Origin of the sequence: Nocardioides panacihumi, assembly GCF_039530925.1 — a bacterium.
GTDB classification, from domain to species: domain Bacteria; phylum Actinomycetota; class Actinomycetes; order Propionibacteriales; family Nocardioidaceae; genus Nocardioides; species Nocardioides panacihumi.
In genome coordinates, this window is sequence record NZ_BAAAPB010000004.1 from 33,591 (window position 1) to 48,479 (window position 14,889).

General features: G+C 71.9%; 15 protein-coding genes. 6 read left to right on the forward strand and 9 right to left on the reverse strand.

Going from position 1 to position 14,889, the window contains the following annotated elements; genetic code table 11:
• The first annotated feature begins 9 nt into the window (after nucleotides 1-9).
• Entirely contained in the window at nucleotides 10-684 is a 675-nt protein-coding gene (locus ABD205_RS16225) for a 50S ribosomal protein L25/general stress protein Ctc (protein ID WP_344046519.1), read from the forward strand.
• Between the two features lie 7 nt (nucleotides 685-691).
• Nucleotides 692-1,276, forward strand: a complete 585-nt coding sequence (pth, locus tag ABD205_RS16230; protein ID WP_344046520.1) for an aminoacyl-tRNA hydrolase — start codon at nucleotides 692-694, stop codon at nucleotides 1,274-1,276.
• A 21-nt stretch (nucleotides 1,277-1,297) separates the two neighbouring features.
• Here pth and ABD205_RS16235 read toward each other — a convergent pair whose 3' ends face one another.
• The 3 genes from ABD205_RS16235 to ABD205_RS16245 all read right to left on the reverse strand — a co-directional run bounded on the left by ABD205_RS16235 (nucleotide 1,298) and on the right by ABD205_RS16245 (nucleotide 4,901).
• A complete protein-coding gene (locus ABD205_RS16235) occupies nucleotides 1,298-2,656 on the reverse strand; it encodes an exopolysaccharide biosynthesis polyprenyl glycosylphosphotransferase (protein ID WP_344046522.1) in 1,359 nt (452 codons plus the stop codon).
• Nucleotides 2,657-2,755: 99 nt separating this feature from the next.
• On the reverse strand, nucleotides 2,756-3,472 hold the full coding sequence (locus ABD205_RS16240; protein ID WP_344046524.1) for a response regulator: 717 nt from the start codon (nucleotides 3,470-3,472) through the stop codon (nucleotides 2,756-2,758).
• Nucleotides 3,423-4,901, reverse strand: coding sequence for a sensor histidine kinase (locus ABD205_RS16245; protein WP_344046526.1), 1,479 nt, complete (start codon nucleotides 4,899-4,901; stop codon nucleotides 3,423-3,425). Before ABD205_RS16245 ends, ABD205_RS16240 begins: the two co-directional genes overlap by 50 nt.
• A gap of 553 nt (nucleotides 4,902-5,454) precedes the next feature.
• Here ABD205_RS16245 and ABD205_RS16250 point away from each other — a divergent pair.
• Nucleotides 5,455-6,267 (forward strand): helix-turn-helix transcriptional regulator, encoded by an 813-nt coding sequence (locus ABD205_RS16250; RefSeq protein ID WP_344046528.1) that lies wholly within the window; start codon nucleotides 5,455-5,457, stop codon nucleotides 6,265-6,267.
• Nucleotides 6,268-6,306: 39 nt separating this feature from the next.
• Here ABD205_RS16250 and ABD205_RS16255 read toward each other — a convergent pair whose 3' ends face one another.
• The gene (locus ABD205_RS16255) at nucleotides 6,307-7,017 is read right to left on the reverse strand and encodes a response regulator (protein ID WP_344046530.1); all 711 of its coding nucleotides are present in this window, start codon (nucleotides 7,015-7,017) and stop codon (nucleotides 6,307-6,309) included.
• A 379-nt stretch (nucleotides 7,018-7,396) separates the two neighbouring features.
• Here ABD205_RS16255 and ABD205_RS16260 point away from each other — a divergent pair, with 379 nt between their 5' ends.
• Nucleotides 7,397-8,134: a helix-turn-helix transcriptional regulator gene (locus tag ABD205_RS16260; protein WP_344046532.1), complete on the forward strand. Its 738-nt coding sequence runs from the start codon at nucleotides 7,397-7,399 to the stop codon at nucleotides 8,132-8,134.
• Between the two features lie 51 nt (nucleotides 8,135-8,185).
• Here the strand turns inward: ABD205_RS16260 and ABD205_RS16265 are convergent, their stop codons facing one another.
• The 5 genes from ABD205_RS16265 to ABD205_RS16285 form a co-directional block, all read right to left on the reverse strand.
• Nucleotides 8,186-8,722, reverse strand: a complete 537-nt coding sequence (locus ABD205_RS16265) for an acyltransferase (protein WP_344046534.1) — start codon at nucleotides 8,720-8,722, stop codon at nucleotides 8,186-8,188.
• Nucleotides 8,723-8,738: 16 nt separating this feature from the next.
• Nucleotides 8,739-9,755, reverse strand: coding sequence for a TolB-like translocation protein (locus ABD205_RS16270; protein ID WP_344046536.1), 1,017 nt, complete (start codon nucleotides 9,753-9,755; stop codon nucleotides 8,739-8,741).
• On the reverse strand, nucleotides 9,752-10,993 hold the full coding sequence (locus ABD205_RS16275) for an MFS transporter (protein ID WP_344046538.1): 1,242 nt from the start codon (nucleotides 10,991-10,993) through the stop codon (nucleotides 9,752-9,754). Before ABD205_RS16275 ends, ABD205_RS16270 begins: the two co-directional genes overlap by 4 nt.
• Nucleotides 10,993-11,703 (reverse strand): hypothetical protein, encoded by a 711-nt coding sequence (locus tag ABD205_RS16280; RefSeq protein ID WP_344046540.1) that lies wholly within the window; start codon nucleotides 11,701-11,703, stop codon nucleotides 10,993-10,995. Before ABD205_RS16280 ends, ABD205_RS16275 begins: the two co-directional genes overlap by 1 nt.
• Nucleotides 11,704-11,832: 129 nt before the next feature.
• Nucleotides 11,833-13,029 carry an LCP family protein gene (locus ABD205_RS16285; RefSeq protein WP_344046542.1) on the reverse strand — a complete coding sequence of 399 codons (1,197 nt, stop codon included), beginning with the start codon at nucleotides 13,027-13,029 and terminating at the stop codon, nucleotides 11,833-11,835.
• Nucleotides 13,030-13,149: 120 nt separating this feature from the next.
• On the opposite strand from ABD205_RS16285, the gene ABD205_RS16290 reads away from it, so the two are divergent.
• Complete coding sequence (locus ABD205_RS16290) at nucleotides 13,150-14,001, forward strand: glycosyltransferase family 2 protein (RefSeq protein WP_344046544.1); 852 nt, start codon at nucleotides 13,150-13,152, stop codon at nucleotides 13,999-14,001.
• A gap of 20 nt (nucleotides 14,002-14,021) precedes the next feature.
• Nucleotides 14,022-14,889 (forward strand): N,N-dimethylformamidase beta subunit family domain-containing protein (locus ABD205_RS16295; RefSeq protein WP_344046546.1); only part of this gene is annotated, 868 nt, incomplete at its 3' end.

Sequence of the window (14,889 nt, forward strand, 5' to 3'; positions counted from 1 at the left end):
GAGCACACCATGACCAGCGAGAAGATCACCGCCGAGACCCGCACCGAGTTCGGCAAGGGCGCCGCCCGTCGCATCCGTCGCGAGAGCAAGATCCCCGCCGTCATCTACGGCCACGGCTCCGACGCGACCCACGTGACCCTGCCGGGCCACGAGACCATGATGGCGCTCAAGCACCACGGCCAGAACGCCCTCCTCGAGCTCACCATCGACGGCAAGACCCAGCTCGCCCTGACCAAGCAGGTCCAGGTCGACCACATCCACCGCGTCATCGAGCACATCGACTTCGTGGCCGTGAAGGTCGGCGAGAAGGTCACCGTCGACGTCCCGGTCGTCACCGTGGGCGACGCCGCCCCCGACACGCTCGTGACCCTCGAGAACTCGGACCTGACGGTCGAGGCCGAGGCCACCCACGTGCCCGAGTCGATCGAGGTCTCGGTCGAGGGCGTCGAGGCCGGCACGATCATCACCGCCGGCGAGATCACCCTCCCGGAGGGCGTCACCCTGGTCGCCGACCCGGAGTCGCAGGTCGTCAACGTGGCCGCCGCGCAGACCGCCGCCCAGCTCGAGGCCGAGCTCGAGGCCGCCGAGGCCGAGGCCGGCATCGTCCACGAGGAGTCCGACGCGGCGATCGCCGAGGCCGCTGAGGAGGCCGCGGCCGAGGCCGAGGCCACCGAGGCCGAGTGAACCAGTAGTGACATCTGACGAGGTCTGGCTGGTCGTCGGCCTGGGCAACCCCGGGCCGGCGTACGCCGGGCACCGTCACAACATCGGGTACCTCGTCAACGACGAGCTCGCCCGGCGGCTGGGTGGGACCTGGAAGTCCCACAAGACCGGCCGCGCCGACGTCGTCGAGGGCCGCCTGCGGATGGGCGGCCCTCGGCTCGTCCTCGGCCGCCCGCGGACGTACATGAACGAGACCGGCGGCCCGGTCAAGGCGCTCGCGACCTTCTACAAGGTGCAGCCCGACCACATCGTCGTCATCCACGACGAGCTCGACATCCCCTTCGACACGATGCGGGTGAAGCTCGGGGGAGGCGACAACGGCCACAACGGCCTGAAGTCGCTGCGCGCGAGCTTCGGCACCGGCGACTTCTACCGGGTCAGGGTCGGCATCGGCCGCCCACCGGGGCGGCAGGACGTCGCCGACTTCGTGCTGACCAACTACACCGCCGCCGAGCGCAAGGTGCTGCAGTTCGGCGTCGACGCCGCTGCCGACGCCGTCGAGTCGCTGGTCGAGGACGGTCTCGAGAAGACCCAGCAGCGCTTCAACAGCTGAGCGCGGCGCCCGTCGCAGGGGTCAGTACGCCCCGCGGTGCCCCAGCACGGCCTGCAGCGTGCGCCCGACGATCGAGAGGTCGCGCGGCAGGGACCAGTTGTCGACGTAGTCGAGGTCGAGCCGGACCGACTCCCTCCAGGACAGGTCGGAGCGGCCGGAGACCTGCCACAGCCCCGTCAGGCCGGGGCGGACGGCGAGTCGGCGCAGCGGGTCGTGCTCGTACGCCGCCACCTCGGCCGGCAGCGCCGGGCGGGGGCCGACCAGCGACATGTCGCCGCGCACGACGTTGAGCAGCTGCGGCAGCTCGTCGAGCGAGTAGCGCCGCAGCAGGCGGCCGATCCGGGTCACCCGCGGGTCCTGACGCACCTTGAAGAGCACCTGGTCGACCTCGGAGGCGAGCTCGTCGCGCACCGCCTCCGCGTCGGTCCGCATCGTGCGCAGCTTGAGCATCGTGAAGTGCCGGCCGTCGCGCCCGACCCGGGTCTGCCGGAAGAGCGCGGGCCCCGGCGAGTCGAGCCTGATCAGCATCGCCAGACCCATCAGCAGCGGGGCGAGGAACGCGAGCGCGAACGCCGCCGCCGCGCGCTCCCACACGATCTTCGCCGCCCCGGACGGGCCGGTCTGCCGCGCCGTCACCACCTGGGTGACACCGAGGCCGCCGAGGTTCAGCGTCTTCGCGCGGCGGGTGGAGACGTCCTCCAGGCCGCTCATCAGCAGCAGCGGCAGCTCGCGGCCGTCGGGACCGCGCTCGAGCTGCCAGGCCAGCCGCTGCAGCGCCCGGCCGGACAGCTGGGTGCTCGGGATGGCGACGACGACCTCAGGCCGGACCTGGTCGACGGTCATGGCCAGCTCGTCCGGCGTGCATCCGCCGATGACGTCGACCTCGCGCCCCGCGGTGACTGCCACGTGCGACATCACGACCCGCAGGTCGGGGAGGTCGCCGACGACCAGGGCCCGGGGGCGTACGCCGGCCCGTCGCCCCGCCATCTCCGTGAGCGCGGTGCCGACGAGCGTGATGGCGGCGAGCGCCGCGACGGTGACCAGGAGGGCGGTCGCGTCGACCTCGACCCACGGTCCCGTCACCCAGTGGGCGACCGCGACGACGACGAACGCGCGGGTCAGCGCGTGCCGGTGGTGACGTCCGAGAGGCCCGGCCGCCGGCGCCTTCCCGGTCAAGGTCACGAGCAGGAGCGGCCAGGCGACGATCGCGCCGAGGACCGTCCCGGTCAGCCAGCCGAGGCTGAGGGCCAGGACCGCGATCCCGGCCGCGGCGGTCGCGCCGGCCAGGGGGAGCAGAGCCGCCGCGTGCCGCGTCCGCGCGATCCGCCGCGGTCGCGCGACGGATCGGGTCGACGACAAAGCGGTCGGAACGGTGACCACTGGAACCCCCTCCGCGGCCGGTCGGTGGATCGGCCATGACCAACCTAAGAACAGGCTGAGGGGGCGGGCATGCCGCAAATGCGGGAAGAACCTGACACGTCACAGGGACGGGGAGCGCCAGCCGATCTGGTGCGCCAGCCCGACCGCGGCCAGCTGGGAGGAGACGTGCAGCTTGGCGAGGATCGCCTTGACCTGGGTGCGGACCGTGGCCTCCGAGACCACGCTCGCCACGGCGATGTCGTGGACCGTGTGTCCGAGCATCAGGTGGCCGAGCACCTGTGCCTCGCGTGAGGTGAGCTGCGTGAACCGCTCCTGGATGCCCTGGGTCTCCTTGCGCTGCTCGTGCCAGACCTTGAGCAGCTCCTCGCGCTGCTCGTGGGTCATCACGGGCAGGCCGGCGTTGATCCGGCGGACCGTCGCCAGGATGTCGTTGAGCGGCTGCGACTTGGACAGCGTCGCGCGGGCGCCGTGGCGCAGCGCCTCGCCCCAGCGACCGCGGTCGGCCGAGGCGGTCACGACGACCACGTTGGCGCCGGCCTTGGCCAGCGGCGCGATGAGGCGGGCGCCGTCGCCGAAGCCGCCCAGGTCCAGGTCGAGCAGCACGATCCGCGGCCGCAACCGCAGCAGCGTGGTCAGCAGGGCGCCGGTCGACGCGCCGTCGTCGGGCACGTCGACCCGGCGGACGTCGTACCCCTCGACCGAGAGCGCCAGGTCCAGCGACTCCGCGAAGAGGACGTGGTCCTCGACGATCAGGATGCGGACCTGGCTACGTGAGGTCGGTTGCGAGTGCTGGTGGTTCATCGTCGTCGTCGCCATCTTGTGGCTCCTGGTCGTTGTCGCGGCCGATGGGAAGGCCCATCACGAAGGTGGCCCCGCCGTCCCCGCCGTCGCGGATCTCGAGGTAGCCACCCTGCCGGGTCATCAGCTCGTGGGCGATGTGCAGGCCGATTCCCTGCCCGTTGGAGCGTGGGCCGCGCGTACCCCAGTCGAAGAGCCGCCGCCGCAGCGACTCCTCGACCCCCGGCCCGTCGTCGTGCACGGAGATCTCGGCCGTGTCGCCGATCTGCGTCACCGTCACCTCGGCCGCCGAGCGGCCGTGCTTGGCCGCGTTGTCGAGAAGGATGTTGACGACCTCGGCCACGGCGTCCGGCTGGGCGTTGACCTTCAGCCCGGACGGCTCCCAGCGGACCCGGTTGCCGCGTGCCTCCTGCGAGACGACCAGCGTGCCGATCGCCTCGTCCAGGTCCATCAGCCGAGGTGCGGACGCGTCGGCAGGCCGGGCCATCAGCCGCTCGAGGCGGCTGAGCTCGGCGAAGATCATGTCCTCCAGGAGGACGCGACGCTGCTCGCTGATACCTCGGGCGGAGCGGAGCAGCCGGCTCGCCGACGTGATGCCCGCGATCGTCGAGTTGATCTCGTGGAACTGGGCGCGGTGCACCCGGATCCCGCGCTGCGCGCGCTCGAGCTCGTCGTTGAGGTGGCTGCGGTTGCGCTCGTCGACCTCCACCTCGATGAAGAACAGCGAGAGCGAGGTGGTCACCAGGGCGGTCGCGCCGAGCGTCTCGCCGACGATGGCGGACAGCTGTGCGGCCGGGCTCTCACTGAGGTAGAGCGCCAGGTGCGCGCCGCCGATCAGCAGGATGGTCAGCGCCATCCGCTGCCGCGCCCACGCCGGCATCGACGTGACCCGCAACAGGAACGCTGCCGCGGTGAGGAACGCGGCGACGGAGACGGTCGCCACCAGCGCCTCGGGGAGGTCGTGGCCGAGCTGAGGGCTGTCCCTGAGCCAGAGCAGGCGCAGCACGGCGATGACCGAGCCCAGCGCGAAGCCGGCGGCCGCAGGGTCGGGACGGAAGTTCACCAGGTGCCCGACGGTGACCGAGAACAGCACGACCAGGGCGATGGTGAGGTCGGCGGCGAGCACCCACAGGCCCTCCACGGGCCGGGGGAAGCGGATGAGCTGCACGGCCGCGAGCGTGAGCCCCTGGCAGCCGAGCAGCGTGACCGCGAAGGCTGTCCACGCCAGCCCGGGGCGGGGGTTGACCCGCCACGCGGCGTAGCAGGCGATCGCCGAGACGAGCGCCGCCGGCGAGACGATCACCCCGTCGAAGCGGGCCGTCCCGGCGAGCCGGTCGCCCTCAGACGTGAACAGGCTGAGCGCGAGCACCGGCATCAGGACGACGCCCAGGACCAAGCACGTACGGCGCCAGGTCCAGCTCCCCCCTGGTATGCGTGCTGACGTCATGCAGAGCCCCCAGCCCCCTGTGGGGGGAAGACCGACGACTCGCTCCCCATCGAGTCGTCAGCTCGCGGCCGAGACCGCTGAACCCCCAGGTCAGTCAATCCTCCAGAAATCCGCTCGAAGGTATTGCGGCCCCAAGAATCCCGCCCTCCTGGTCCAGGACGCTATACCACAATTTGGGGAGCGGGCCCGTGAATGGCGAAGGTGAGGAGTTTCCGGGACCCCAGTGGGTCCGCACGGAGATTCACCAGCCGCCCGGTGGTTGCCGGCGTCGCCGTGGGGGAGATGACGCTGATGCGAGACCCGTTCGACTTCCCGTTGGGGGACGAAAGTGGAAAGCCGCTGCAACAAGCCTCTCGCACGCTTGGCTCCCTCCCGAGCGGCTGGTGGCGTGACCAGCATCCCTCCGGTCGGCCGGACGGGCATCCCCAAATCTAGGGGACAGACTCGGTGGCCGGCGCGATGTGGTTGCGCTCCCGCCACCATGGCCAAGGACGGAGGGGGCCGTCGCAAGGCGGGCCGCGCGGCCCGCTCACAGACGATGCGGGGAGAGCCCATGGCAACGCCGCCGGCACCGGAACGCCTGCGGGTCCTGGTCGCCTCAGACCAGGCCCTGATCGCAGACGCGGTCCGCGCCGCGCTCGCCAGCCGCGGACACGAGGCGCTCGTCGTCCGCTGGCCCGGCGACACCCGCGTGCAGGGCGTGCGGCGCAAGTCTCCGCAGGTGCCGTTGACGGAGGTCGGACTGCTGCTCAGCGACCTCGACCGGTGGTCACGCATCCGGGCCGCGACGCTCGTGGTGGAGCAGATCCGTGTGCCCTGGGTGGCTCTCACCACCTCGCCGCGCGGTCCGGCCTGGGGCGGCGTGCTCTCCGCCGGCGCGCGGGTCGTCCTGCCCGGCACGACCCGGCTGGACAACATCAGCGAGCTGCTGCTGTCGGTGGTCCAGAACCAGATCAGCACCCCCGCCGACGAGCGGGCGGAGCTCGAGGCCGCCTGGAGCGAGATGCGGGCTCGGCACGACGAGGTGGCGGAGCGCGTCGCCCGGCTCACGCCGCGTGAGCGCGAGGTGCTGCGGCTCATGTACGGCGGCTCGTCCGTCGCCACCATCGCAGAGATGCTCGAGGTCGCACCCGCGACGGTGCGCAGCCAGGTCAAGTCGGTCCTGCGCAAGCTCGACGTCAACAACCAGCTGGCCGCGGTGGCCGCGTTCGACGACGTCCTGGACGTCTTCGAGCGGCGGCCCGTCTACCGGCTGCCCAAGCCCCGGGCCCCGGAGCAGGGGGACCCTGCTCGAGACCCTTCTCGGGATGCTGCGCGAGGCGCCGCCCGGGACTCCGGCCAGGGCGCCCCCCGGGGCAGGCGCTGAGAGCAACACCCTCGCGCGCGCCCCAGGACCCGGCGGCCCTCAGAGGGCCGGCGGGTGCCAGCCGACCTGGTGGGCCAGCCCCACGGCCGCCAGCTGCGAGGAGACCTCGAGCTTGGCCAGGATGGACTTCACCTGCGTGCGGACGGTCGCCTCGGAGACGACGCTCAGCACGGCGATGTCGTGCACGGTGCGGCCCTGCATGAGGCGGCCGAGCACCTGGGACTCACGTGCCGTCAGCAGCGAGAGCCGGGTCAGCAGCTCCTGCAGCTCCGAGCGCTGCTGGTGCCAGGTGCGGAGCAGGTCCTCCCGCTCCTCGTGGGTCAGCACCGGAAGCCCCTCGTTGATCCGGCGGACCGTCGCGAGGATGTTGCTGAGCGGCTGCGCCTTGGAGAGCACGGTGCGGGCGCCGTACCTGATCGCCTCGCCCCAGCGACCCCGGTCGGACGACGCCGTCACGACGACGACGTTGATGCCGGCCTTGGCCAGCGGTGCGATCAGGCGCACGCCGTCACCGAAGCGGCCCAGGTCGAGGTCGAGCAGCACGATCCGCGGGCGGAGCCGGACCAGGGACGAGAGCATCGTGCCTGGCGAGCCGGAGTTGTCCGGGAGTGCGATCCGCCGGACGTCGTACCCCTCGACGGAGAGGACGAGCTCCAGCGACTCCGCGAAGAGCATGTGGTCCTCGACGATCAGGATGCGCAGCTGGCCCCGAGCGCTGGGCTGTTGTGTGACTGGCATCGTCATGGTCATGCCCGCCGCTCCTCACTGAAGAGCGGTCGGTCTGGGCACAGTCGGGCATTGCTGCTCGCGGCGCTGAACGCGTACATGTCTGTCGGCCCCCTCGTGGCTGATCGTCGGGTCGGTCCGGATTGTTCGGTCCGGCACCGGTCGTGCCCCCGAGGGCGCCTCCCCATGTGAACGATGTCCCGCTGACGAACGTAGCGATCTGAGCCCGGCGTACCGCATGAGGCGGATGCGTTACCTCAATTTGAGGATCAGCGGGGAGACCACGCCGTCCCCAAAACTGGGGGATGCCCCCGGCGGCGGTGGGGACCCGCTTCGAGCGACCCGACGATGGTGACAGGGCTCACACAGGGGCCACCAGGCCGTCGAGGATTGCGGGTGATGCATGTCTGGGTCGGAGCCGGCGCGGCGACTGTGTGTCGCCGTCGCCTCGGAGCAGGCGCTGGTCGCGGACGCTGTCCGGGCCAGTCTCGGGAGCCGTGACTTCCAGGCGGCGACGGTGCGATGGCCGGGCGAGCAGCTCGTGTCACCGCGGCGCGCGGCCACTCACGACGGGTACGACGTCGGGCTGTTGATCAGCGACCTCGATCGCTGGGCACGGCTGCGCGCGGCCTCTCTCCTCATCTCGCAGGTGCGGCTGCCCTGGGTCGTCCTGACCGCGGCCCCGCACGGCCCGATGTGGGGCGCGGCGCTCGAGGCGGGCGCGAAGATCGTGCTGCCCAGCAGCACGAGCTTCGACGAGGTCTGCGAGGTCGTCCTCGGGGTCGCCCGCGGCTGCGTGACGACGGCGCCCCCCGAACGTGAGCGGTTGATCGGGCAGTGGAACGAGCTGCTCGAGCGGCGCGAGCTCGTCGGCCAGCGCGTGCAGTCGCTGACGCCGCGCGAGCACGAGGTGCTCACGATGCTGTACGCCGGCGACCCGGTCGCCCGGATCGCGCAGCTGCTGGAGGTCTCCCCGGCGACCGTGCGCAGCCAGGTGAAGGCCGTGCTGCGCAAGCTGCACGTCAACACCCAGCTCGGCGCCGTCGCCGCGCTCGGGGACCTGCTCGCGCTGGAGGCGATGGACTCGCTGGGGTCGCTCGACTCTCTGGACTCGCTCGAGTCGATGGAGCTGCGCGCGTAGCAGACGGTCGAGTGCTCGAGGGTCTCGACCACCCCGAGGTGGCCGAGGCGCTCACGCCTGAGTCGTGTCCGCCGGCCGTTCGGCCACCCGCTGCCCCGAGCGGTCCACCCAGCCGATCTGCCGGGCCGGCACGCCGACGACGAGGGCGTACGCCGGCACGTCGCGCGTCACGACCGAGCCGGCCGCCACCATCGCCCACGCGCCGACGTGCACCGGCGCGACGCACACCGCGCGGGCGCCGATGCTGGCACCCTCCCCGACGGTGACGCCGACGCACTCCCAGTCGTCGGCACCCTTGAGGCGGCCGGCGGGCGTCACGGCCCGCGGGTTGAGATCGTTGGTGAAGACGACCGCGGGGCCGATGAAGGCGCCGTCCGCGACCACGGCCGGCTCGTAGACGAGCGCGTGGTTCTGGATCTTGCAGCGGTCGCCGACGACGACGCCGGGACCGAGGTAGGCGCCGCGACCGATGACGCAGTCGGTCCCGACCCGGACGCCCTCACGCAGCTGGGCGAGGTGCCACACGAGGGTGCCCTCGCCCACCTCGGCGGACGGGTCGACGTCGGCGGACGCGTGGATGCGGGTCATGGGTTCTTCCTCCGGATCATCGGATGACAGCGGGCGACCAGGCCTGCTCGACGTAGAGCTGTGGCTTGGCCGCCACCTTGGCATCGAGCGACCAGACGTCGGTGACGCCGGCCTCGTCGGCGCGAGCGAGACCGTAGAGGAGCGTGTCGTCGTCGAGCCAGGCGATCTGGTCGTCGACGTTGCGCGTCTCGCCGGTGAGCACGGTGCGCGACATGGTCGCGAGGTCGAGGACGGCCGGTGTCCACCAGGTGCCGTTGGCGTGGTCGACCTTCTCCTTGAAGGCGATCCTCGTGCCGTCGGGGGACAGCGAGGGGCACTCGACCTTGTCGGCGATCGTGGTCAGGGTGCGCTTCGCGAGGTCGCCTCGGGCGAGGTACGTGGCGCCGCCGGTCGCGACCGTCACGTAGAACGTGTCGTCGTCGGGGGCGAAGGTGACGCCCCAGATGTTGCGGTCGCTCGGCGTCGACCGCTTGCCGTGGAGGTAGAGCGCGAAGCCCTCGAGGTTGCCGTAGCTCCGCCCGCCGCCGACCTGGTGGATCTCGGTCGCCGTGGAGAAGCCGGCCGTCATGTAGGAGTGGCCCGCGACGAAGGACGTGCTGGCGGCCAGGGTGCCGTCCGCCGAGAGCCGGGTGCGGCTCGGGATGCCGGGCAGACCCTCCTGACCGACCTGCTTCCAGTCCGCGTCGAGGTCGAGCTGCTGGAAGGTGGTCACGACGCCCCGCTTCGTCCGCAGGCAGGAGGCCGCCGTGGCCGTCGCGTCGACACGGTCGCAGGAGAGTCCGGTGAACGTCCGCGCACCACCCGGATCGGAGAGGGGCACCTCGGCCACGACGCCGTACTCCTGGTCGAGGCCGGTGTGGCGGAACACCAGCCGCGGGCCCGTCAGCGCCGACTGCGTCGCCGTCGGGACGCTCGGTGGCCGGCTGCTCAGGTCGCGGGATCGGCGCAGCTCGGCGAGCGCGTACGCCGTGCTGCCGGTCGCGACGACGAGGATGACGACCAGCAGGACCAGGAGGCGCTGACGCGTCGTCACGTGGCGTCCTGCTGACGCGAGGGGCCGATCCGCAGCACGACCGCGCCTGCGCCGACCGCCAGCGCGAGCCCGCCGGCGACCAGGACGAGGGCCTGCTGCGGGCCGATCGCGAACCACAGCACGCCGAAGCCGATGCTCGCGCCCATCCGCGCCAGCGCCACGACCGTCTGGGCGCACGCGATGCCGCTGGTGCGCAGCTCGTCGGGCACGGTGCGCGCGGCCACGGCGGCGAGCACCCCGTCGGTGCAGGCGTAGAACGTGCCGAGCAGGCCGAGCGCGGCCAGCGCGCCGGGCAGCCCGGTCGCCACGCACGCGGCCAGGTAGGCGCCGGCGAGGGGGAGGTGGCCGAGGACGAGGACGCGGGTGCGACCGACGCGGTCGGCCAGCCGCCCGAGCGGGACCGCCAGGGCGAGGTAGACGATGTTGGTGCCGACGTACAGGACGGGGAACCACTGGGCCGCGGCATCGGTGCTGTTCAGCAGCGCGAGGTAGACGAAGCCGTCGCCGACGGTCAGCAGCGCCAGGAAGCCGGCGACCAGGAGGAGCCGCAGCATCGGCCGGGTGAGGGCCTCGCGCCAGTGCAGCGGCTCGTGGCGTCGTACGCCGCCCGCGTCGCGAGGGACGAAGAGGCCCAGGACGACGACGCCGAGCACCGCGAAGCCGAGAGAGACGACGAGGACGGTGTGGTAGCCGTCGGGGATCCCCCACAGGATGAGGAACGCGAGCAGCGGGCCGATCGCGGCGCCGACAGTGTCGAGGGCGCGGTGCACGCCGAAGCTGCGGCCGAGATGGGCGGGGTCGCTCGCGGCTGTGATCATCGAGTCGCGGGGCGCCGTACGCAGGCCCTTGCCGATCCGATCGGCCGAGATCACGGTCGAGATGCTGGCGACGCCGCCGGCGAACAGGAGCGCGACGCGGGCGAGCATGCTCAGGCCGTAGCCGGCGAGGGCCACCTGCTGGGGCCGGCCGCTCTTGTCGGCGACCCAGCCGCCGGCGATGCGCACGAGCGCGCTGACGCCCTGGTAGAGGCCGTCGACGAAGCCGTACGCGACCGTGCTGAGCCCGACGACGCTGGTCAGGTAGAGCGGCAGGATGGCGCTCACCGACTCGCTCGAGATGTCGGTGAGCAGGCTGACGACGCCCAGGGTGACGACGAGTCGTGCGACCCGTGGTCGGGCGGTCCGACCGCGAGCGCGGTTCGCGGCCGAGGCCGGGCGATCGCTGAGGGAGAGGTACATCAGTCCGCGGCGCCCTTCGCCCGGAGGTGGGCGAGCAGGTTGGTCTTCCCGTCACCGGTGGTGACCGTGATGCTGTTTCTGCCCTTCTTGAACGCGGCCGCGGGGTTGTTCTCGACGCCCTGGACCTTCTTCTCGACGTAGCCGTGCGCGGTCAGCACCTCGCGGTAGTGGGCCACGATCGCCTCGGGATCGCCGCCCGTCGCGACGAGCGCCGCCTGCACCATGTCGCCGGCCACGGCGATGCTGCTCGACTCGACCTCCGTGCCCGGTGGTGGCGCGAGTGCGGTCGGGAAGCCCGCCACGAGCCGGCCATTCGCGGTCCCCGGCTGCAGCGAGCCGCTGACCACGGGCGAGGGCTCGGTCGTCGTGATCGGCGGCAGGCTGTACCCGGTCGCGGCGGGCTCGCCGGCCGGTGTCGGGAGGACCTCCAGCCCGCCACCCGTACCGGTCGGCGCGTCGCTGGAGCCCGGGGTCGTGGGGACCGGGGGGGAAGCCGTCGGGGTCCGGGATGCGTGCGGCGTCGGCGGCGGAGTCGTGCTACGGCCGGAGCTCGGGGCGCTCGTCGACGTGGTCGCGCCCGCCGACGACGAGCTCGTCGAGGCGGCCTTGCGATCCGCCTGCTCGGTGCCCACGTTGCTGCCGATGACGGCCGCAGCGATGACCGCGAGCAGACCGGTCGCGCTCAGCGCGACCGTGCGGGTGCTCGCCATGGATCCCCCTGGTGTCGACGGGCCCGGGCTGGCCGTTGCACGGGCGACCCGGGTCGTGAGGCCAGTGCACCCGCTCGCGCGTGCGGGCGCGCTCGCTTCCGGGTCGCGATCACCTGATTTGGGGAGACGTCAGCGGACCGTCGCGCCGGTGAGCTCCTGCCAGTGGACCGCCGACCACTGGTCGATCCGGTCGCTCCGCAGCTCACGCCAGAGGTCCTTGTCCGCGGCGTCGTCGAGCCGTACGACGCTCTGGGTCCCGACCTGACCGGTCCCCAGCACCGGGGCGGTGAGGAAGCGCAGGTTGGCCGACCGGAAGTCGCGCATCGAGAAGACCAGCTTGGCCATGTCGGTCGTCGACCAGCCGGAGTCGACGCTGACGTTGCGTGCGAGCGTGTCGAGGAAGCCGTACAGCATCTTCGGGTCCTTGCGCATGGCCGTGTGCATGCTGGCCTCCATCACCGACTTCAGGAAAGCCTGCTGCCGCTTGACCCGGTCGAAGTCGCCGCCCGGCAGACCGTAGCGCTGCCGCACGTAGAGGAGCGCCTGCTCGCCGTCGAGGTGGTGGCGGCCGGCCGTCCAGGTGACGTGGTTGTGCGGGTCGACGACGGTGGCCGGCACGTCGATGTCGACGCCTCCGACGTGGTCGGTGAGCTCCTTGAAGCCCTCCCAGTCGACGATCGCGAGGTGGTCGATGCGCAGGCCGGTGAGCTGCTCGACCGTGGCGACGGTCAGCGACGGGCCGCCGAAGGAGTACGCCCAGTTGATCTTCCCGTAGCCGTGCCCGGGGATCGGCACCCAGGAGTCCCGGGGGATCGACACGACGGCGGCGACCTTCCGGCTGCCGTCGATGTGCAGCACCATCAGGGCGTCGGAGCGCTGCTCGCCCGCCACCCAGGCGGGCGACGCCGCGGCATCGCCTGTCGTGGCGACCTCGGAGACCCGGTCCGTGCCCATCAGCAGGATGTTCACCGCCCCGGCCCCCGGCGTGCCCGCCGCGGGCTTCTCCGGTCGCTGGGTCAGGCCCTGGAAGACGCCGTCGATGCGACCCATCTGGCTGGTGAGCCGGTGCTGGAGATACCACCCGACGCCGAGCGGGACGGCCGCGACGAGGACAAGGACGACAACGGTCGCGAGCAGGACCCGGCGGAGCCGACTCCTGCGACGCCGACGCCGGAGCGGGGCTCCGCCGGACTCGTCGCCGCACGCCTCACCGGGCCCGCGGGCACCCTCGGGCTCGACGTCGAGGTCGGCCAGCGACCACGTCCGCGTCCCGTGGGGGACCGGATCCCCACCTGCCGGCGGGGTCTCCGTCGTCGGTGCTGTCACGGCACGAGTCGACGGCTCGCAGGGCCACACGTGACCGACGCGTGGACAGACCTACTCAATATTGGGTGATGGGTCCGGCAGCGCCGACCGCCCTCGTGCTTCGCGCGGATGCTGCCGTTCATGAGCGAGTCGGTCCGACGTGCCTTGGCGAGCGTGGTGATCCCCGCTCACAACGAGGCACGCTGCTTGCGCGGCAACCTCGTCAAGCTGCTCGCAGGCCTGCCTGACGGAGCGCTCGACGTCCTCGTCGTATGCAACGGGTGCACCGACGACACCGCAAGTGTCGCCAGGTCGGTGCCGGGCGTGCGCGTGCTCGAGATCCCGGAGCCTTCGAAGGCCCGTGCGGTCGAGGTCGGCAACCTCGCGACGTCGATCTTCCCCCGGATCCACCTCGACGCCGACGTCACGCTCGGCGGCGCGGACGTGGTCCGCCTCATCGATGCACTCCGCGAGGACGGCGTCCACGCGGTCGCGCCGGAGCGCGTCGTGCCGACCGGGGAGTCGTCCTGGCCCGTGCGGGCGTTCTACCGCGTCTGGCAGGCGCTGCCCCAGGTGCGGGACGGACTCTTCGGACGTGGGGTCGTCGCCCTCTCGGAGGCCGGTCAGGCCCGCGTCGACGCGCTGCCCGCGATGATGAGCGACGACCTCGCCATGTCGGAGGCGTTCGCCGAGGCCGACCGGCGCATCGTCCCGCGGGCCGTCGTGGTCGTGCACCCGCCGCGCACGGTCGCCGACCTGGTCCGCCGGCGTATCCGCGTCGCCACCGGCAACGCCCAGTACGACGGCTCGGGCGCCAGCCGTACCTCGACCTCGATCTCCACCCTGGCCGTGATCGGCTTCCGCGACCCCCGCGTCGCGGTCTGTGTCCCTGTCTTCCTCGCCGTCGCGCTCCGGGCGCGGTGGGAGGCGCGTCATGCCGTTCGGGCGGCCGACTTCACCACCTGGCTGCGCGACGAGAGCTCGCGTGCATGAACAACCGAAGGAGAGCGACGATGTCGCTGCTAGGTCATCGCCACACGAGCAGGCAGGCGCTCATCCTCCTGCTCGGAGTCGTGCTCACCCTCGCGGGGCTCGTCGCCGTCGCGAACACGGCGCGGGCGGCCACCGACCCGTGCGCGGCGGGCGGCAACCCGATCGCGTGCGAGAACAGCAAGCCGGGGACCGATCCGTCGGAGTGGCAGATCAACGGCATGGGCGACCCCTCGATCCAGGGGTTCTCCACCGACATCAGCGTCAACGTCGGCTCGCGCATCGACTTCAAGATCGACACGAACGCGCGCGCCTATGACATCGACGTCTATCGGCTCGGCTACTACGGCGGCCTGGGCGCGCGGAAGATCACCGCCCTCACCCCGTCGGTCTCCCTGCCGCAGACGCAGCCGAACTGCATCAACGACGCGACCACCGGGCTCACGGACTGCGGGAACTGGGCCGTGTCCGCGTCCTGGAACGTCCCGTCGACGGCGGTCTCGGGCGTCTACATCGCGCGGCTCTACCGGCCCGACACCAACGGGGCCAGCGAGATCACGTTCATCGTCCGCGACGACTCCAGCCACTCCGCCGTCGTGTTCCAGACCTCCGACCCGACGTGGCAGGCCTACAACACCTACGGCGGCTCCGACTTCTACCAGGGCGCGGCGAACGGGCGTGCGTACAAGATCAGCTACAACCGCCCGATCTACACCCGCGACGGCGTGGGCGGACGCGACTTCTTCTTCTCCAACGAGTACCCGCTCGTCCGCTTCCTCGAGCGCAATGGGTATGACGTCAGCTACCTGGCCGGGGTCGACACCGACCGCTACGGCAGCGAGCTGCTCAACCACAAGGTCTTCCTCTCCGTCGGCCACGACGAGTACTGGA

What these genes read in the sequence shown, in the direction of transcription:
- ABD205_RS16290 (WP_344046544.1), top strand. Translation starts at nt 13,150, where the DNA reads ATGAGCGAGTCGGTCCGACGTGCCTTGGCGAGCGTGGTGATCCCCGCT.
- ABD205_RS16245 (WP_344046526.1), bottom strand. Translation starts at nt 4,901, where the DNA reads ATGACGTCAGCACGCATACCAGGGGGGAGCTGGACCTGGCGCCGTACG.
- ABD205_RS16250 (WP_344046528.1), top strand. Translation starts at nt 5,455, where the DNA reads ATGGCAACGCCGCCGGCACCGGAACGCCTGCGGGTCCTGGTCGCCTCA.
- ABD205_RS16225 (WP_344046519.1), top strand. Translation starts at nt 10, where the DNA reads ATGACCAGCGAGAAGATCACCGCCGAGACCCGCACCGAGTTCGGCAAG.
- ABD205_RS16275 (WP_344046538.1), bottom strand. Translation starts at nt 10,993, where the DNA reads ATGTACCTCTCCCTCAGCGATCGCCCGGCCTCGGCCGCGAACCGCGCT.
- ABD205_RS16265 (WP_344046534.1), bottom strand. Translation starts at nt 8,722, where the DNA reads ATGACCCGCATCCACGCGTCCGCCGACGTCGACCCGTCCGCCGAGGTG.
- ABD205_RS16255 (WP_344046530.1), bottom strand. Translation starts at nt 7,017, where the DNA reads ATGACCATGACGATGCCAGTCACACAACAGCCCAGCGCTCGGGGCCAG.
- ABD205_RS16260 (WP_344046532.1), top strand. Translation starts at nt 7,397, where the DNA reads ATGTCTGGGTCGGAGCCGGCGCGGCGACTGTGTGTCGCCGTCGCCTCG.
- ABD205_RS16240 (WP_344046524.1), bottom strand. Translation starts at nt 3,472, where the DNA reads ATGGCGACGACGACGATGAACCACCAGCACTCGCAACCGACCTCACGT.
- ABD205_RS16280 (WP_344046540.1), bottom strand. Translation starts at nt 11,703, where the DNA reads ATGGCGAGCACCCGCACGGTCGCGCTGAGCGCGACCGGTCTGCTCGCG.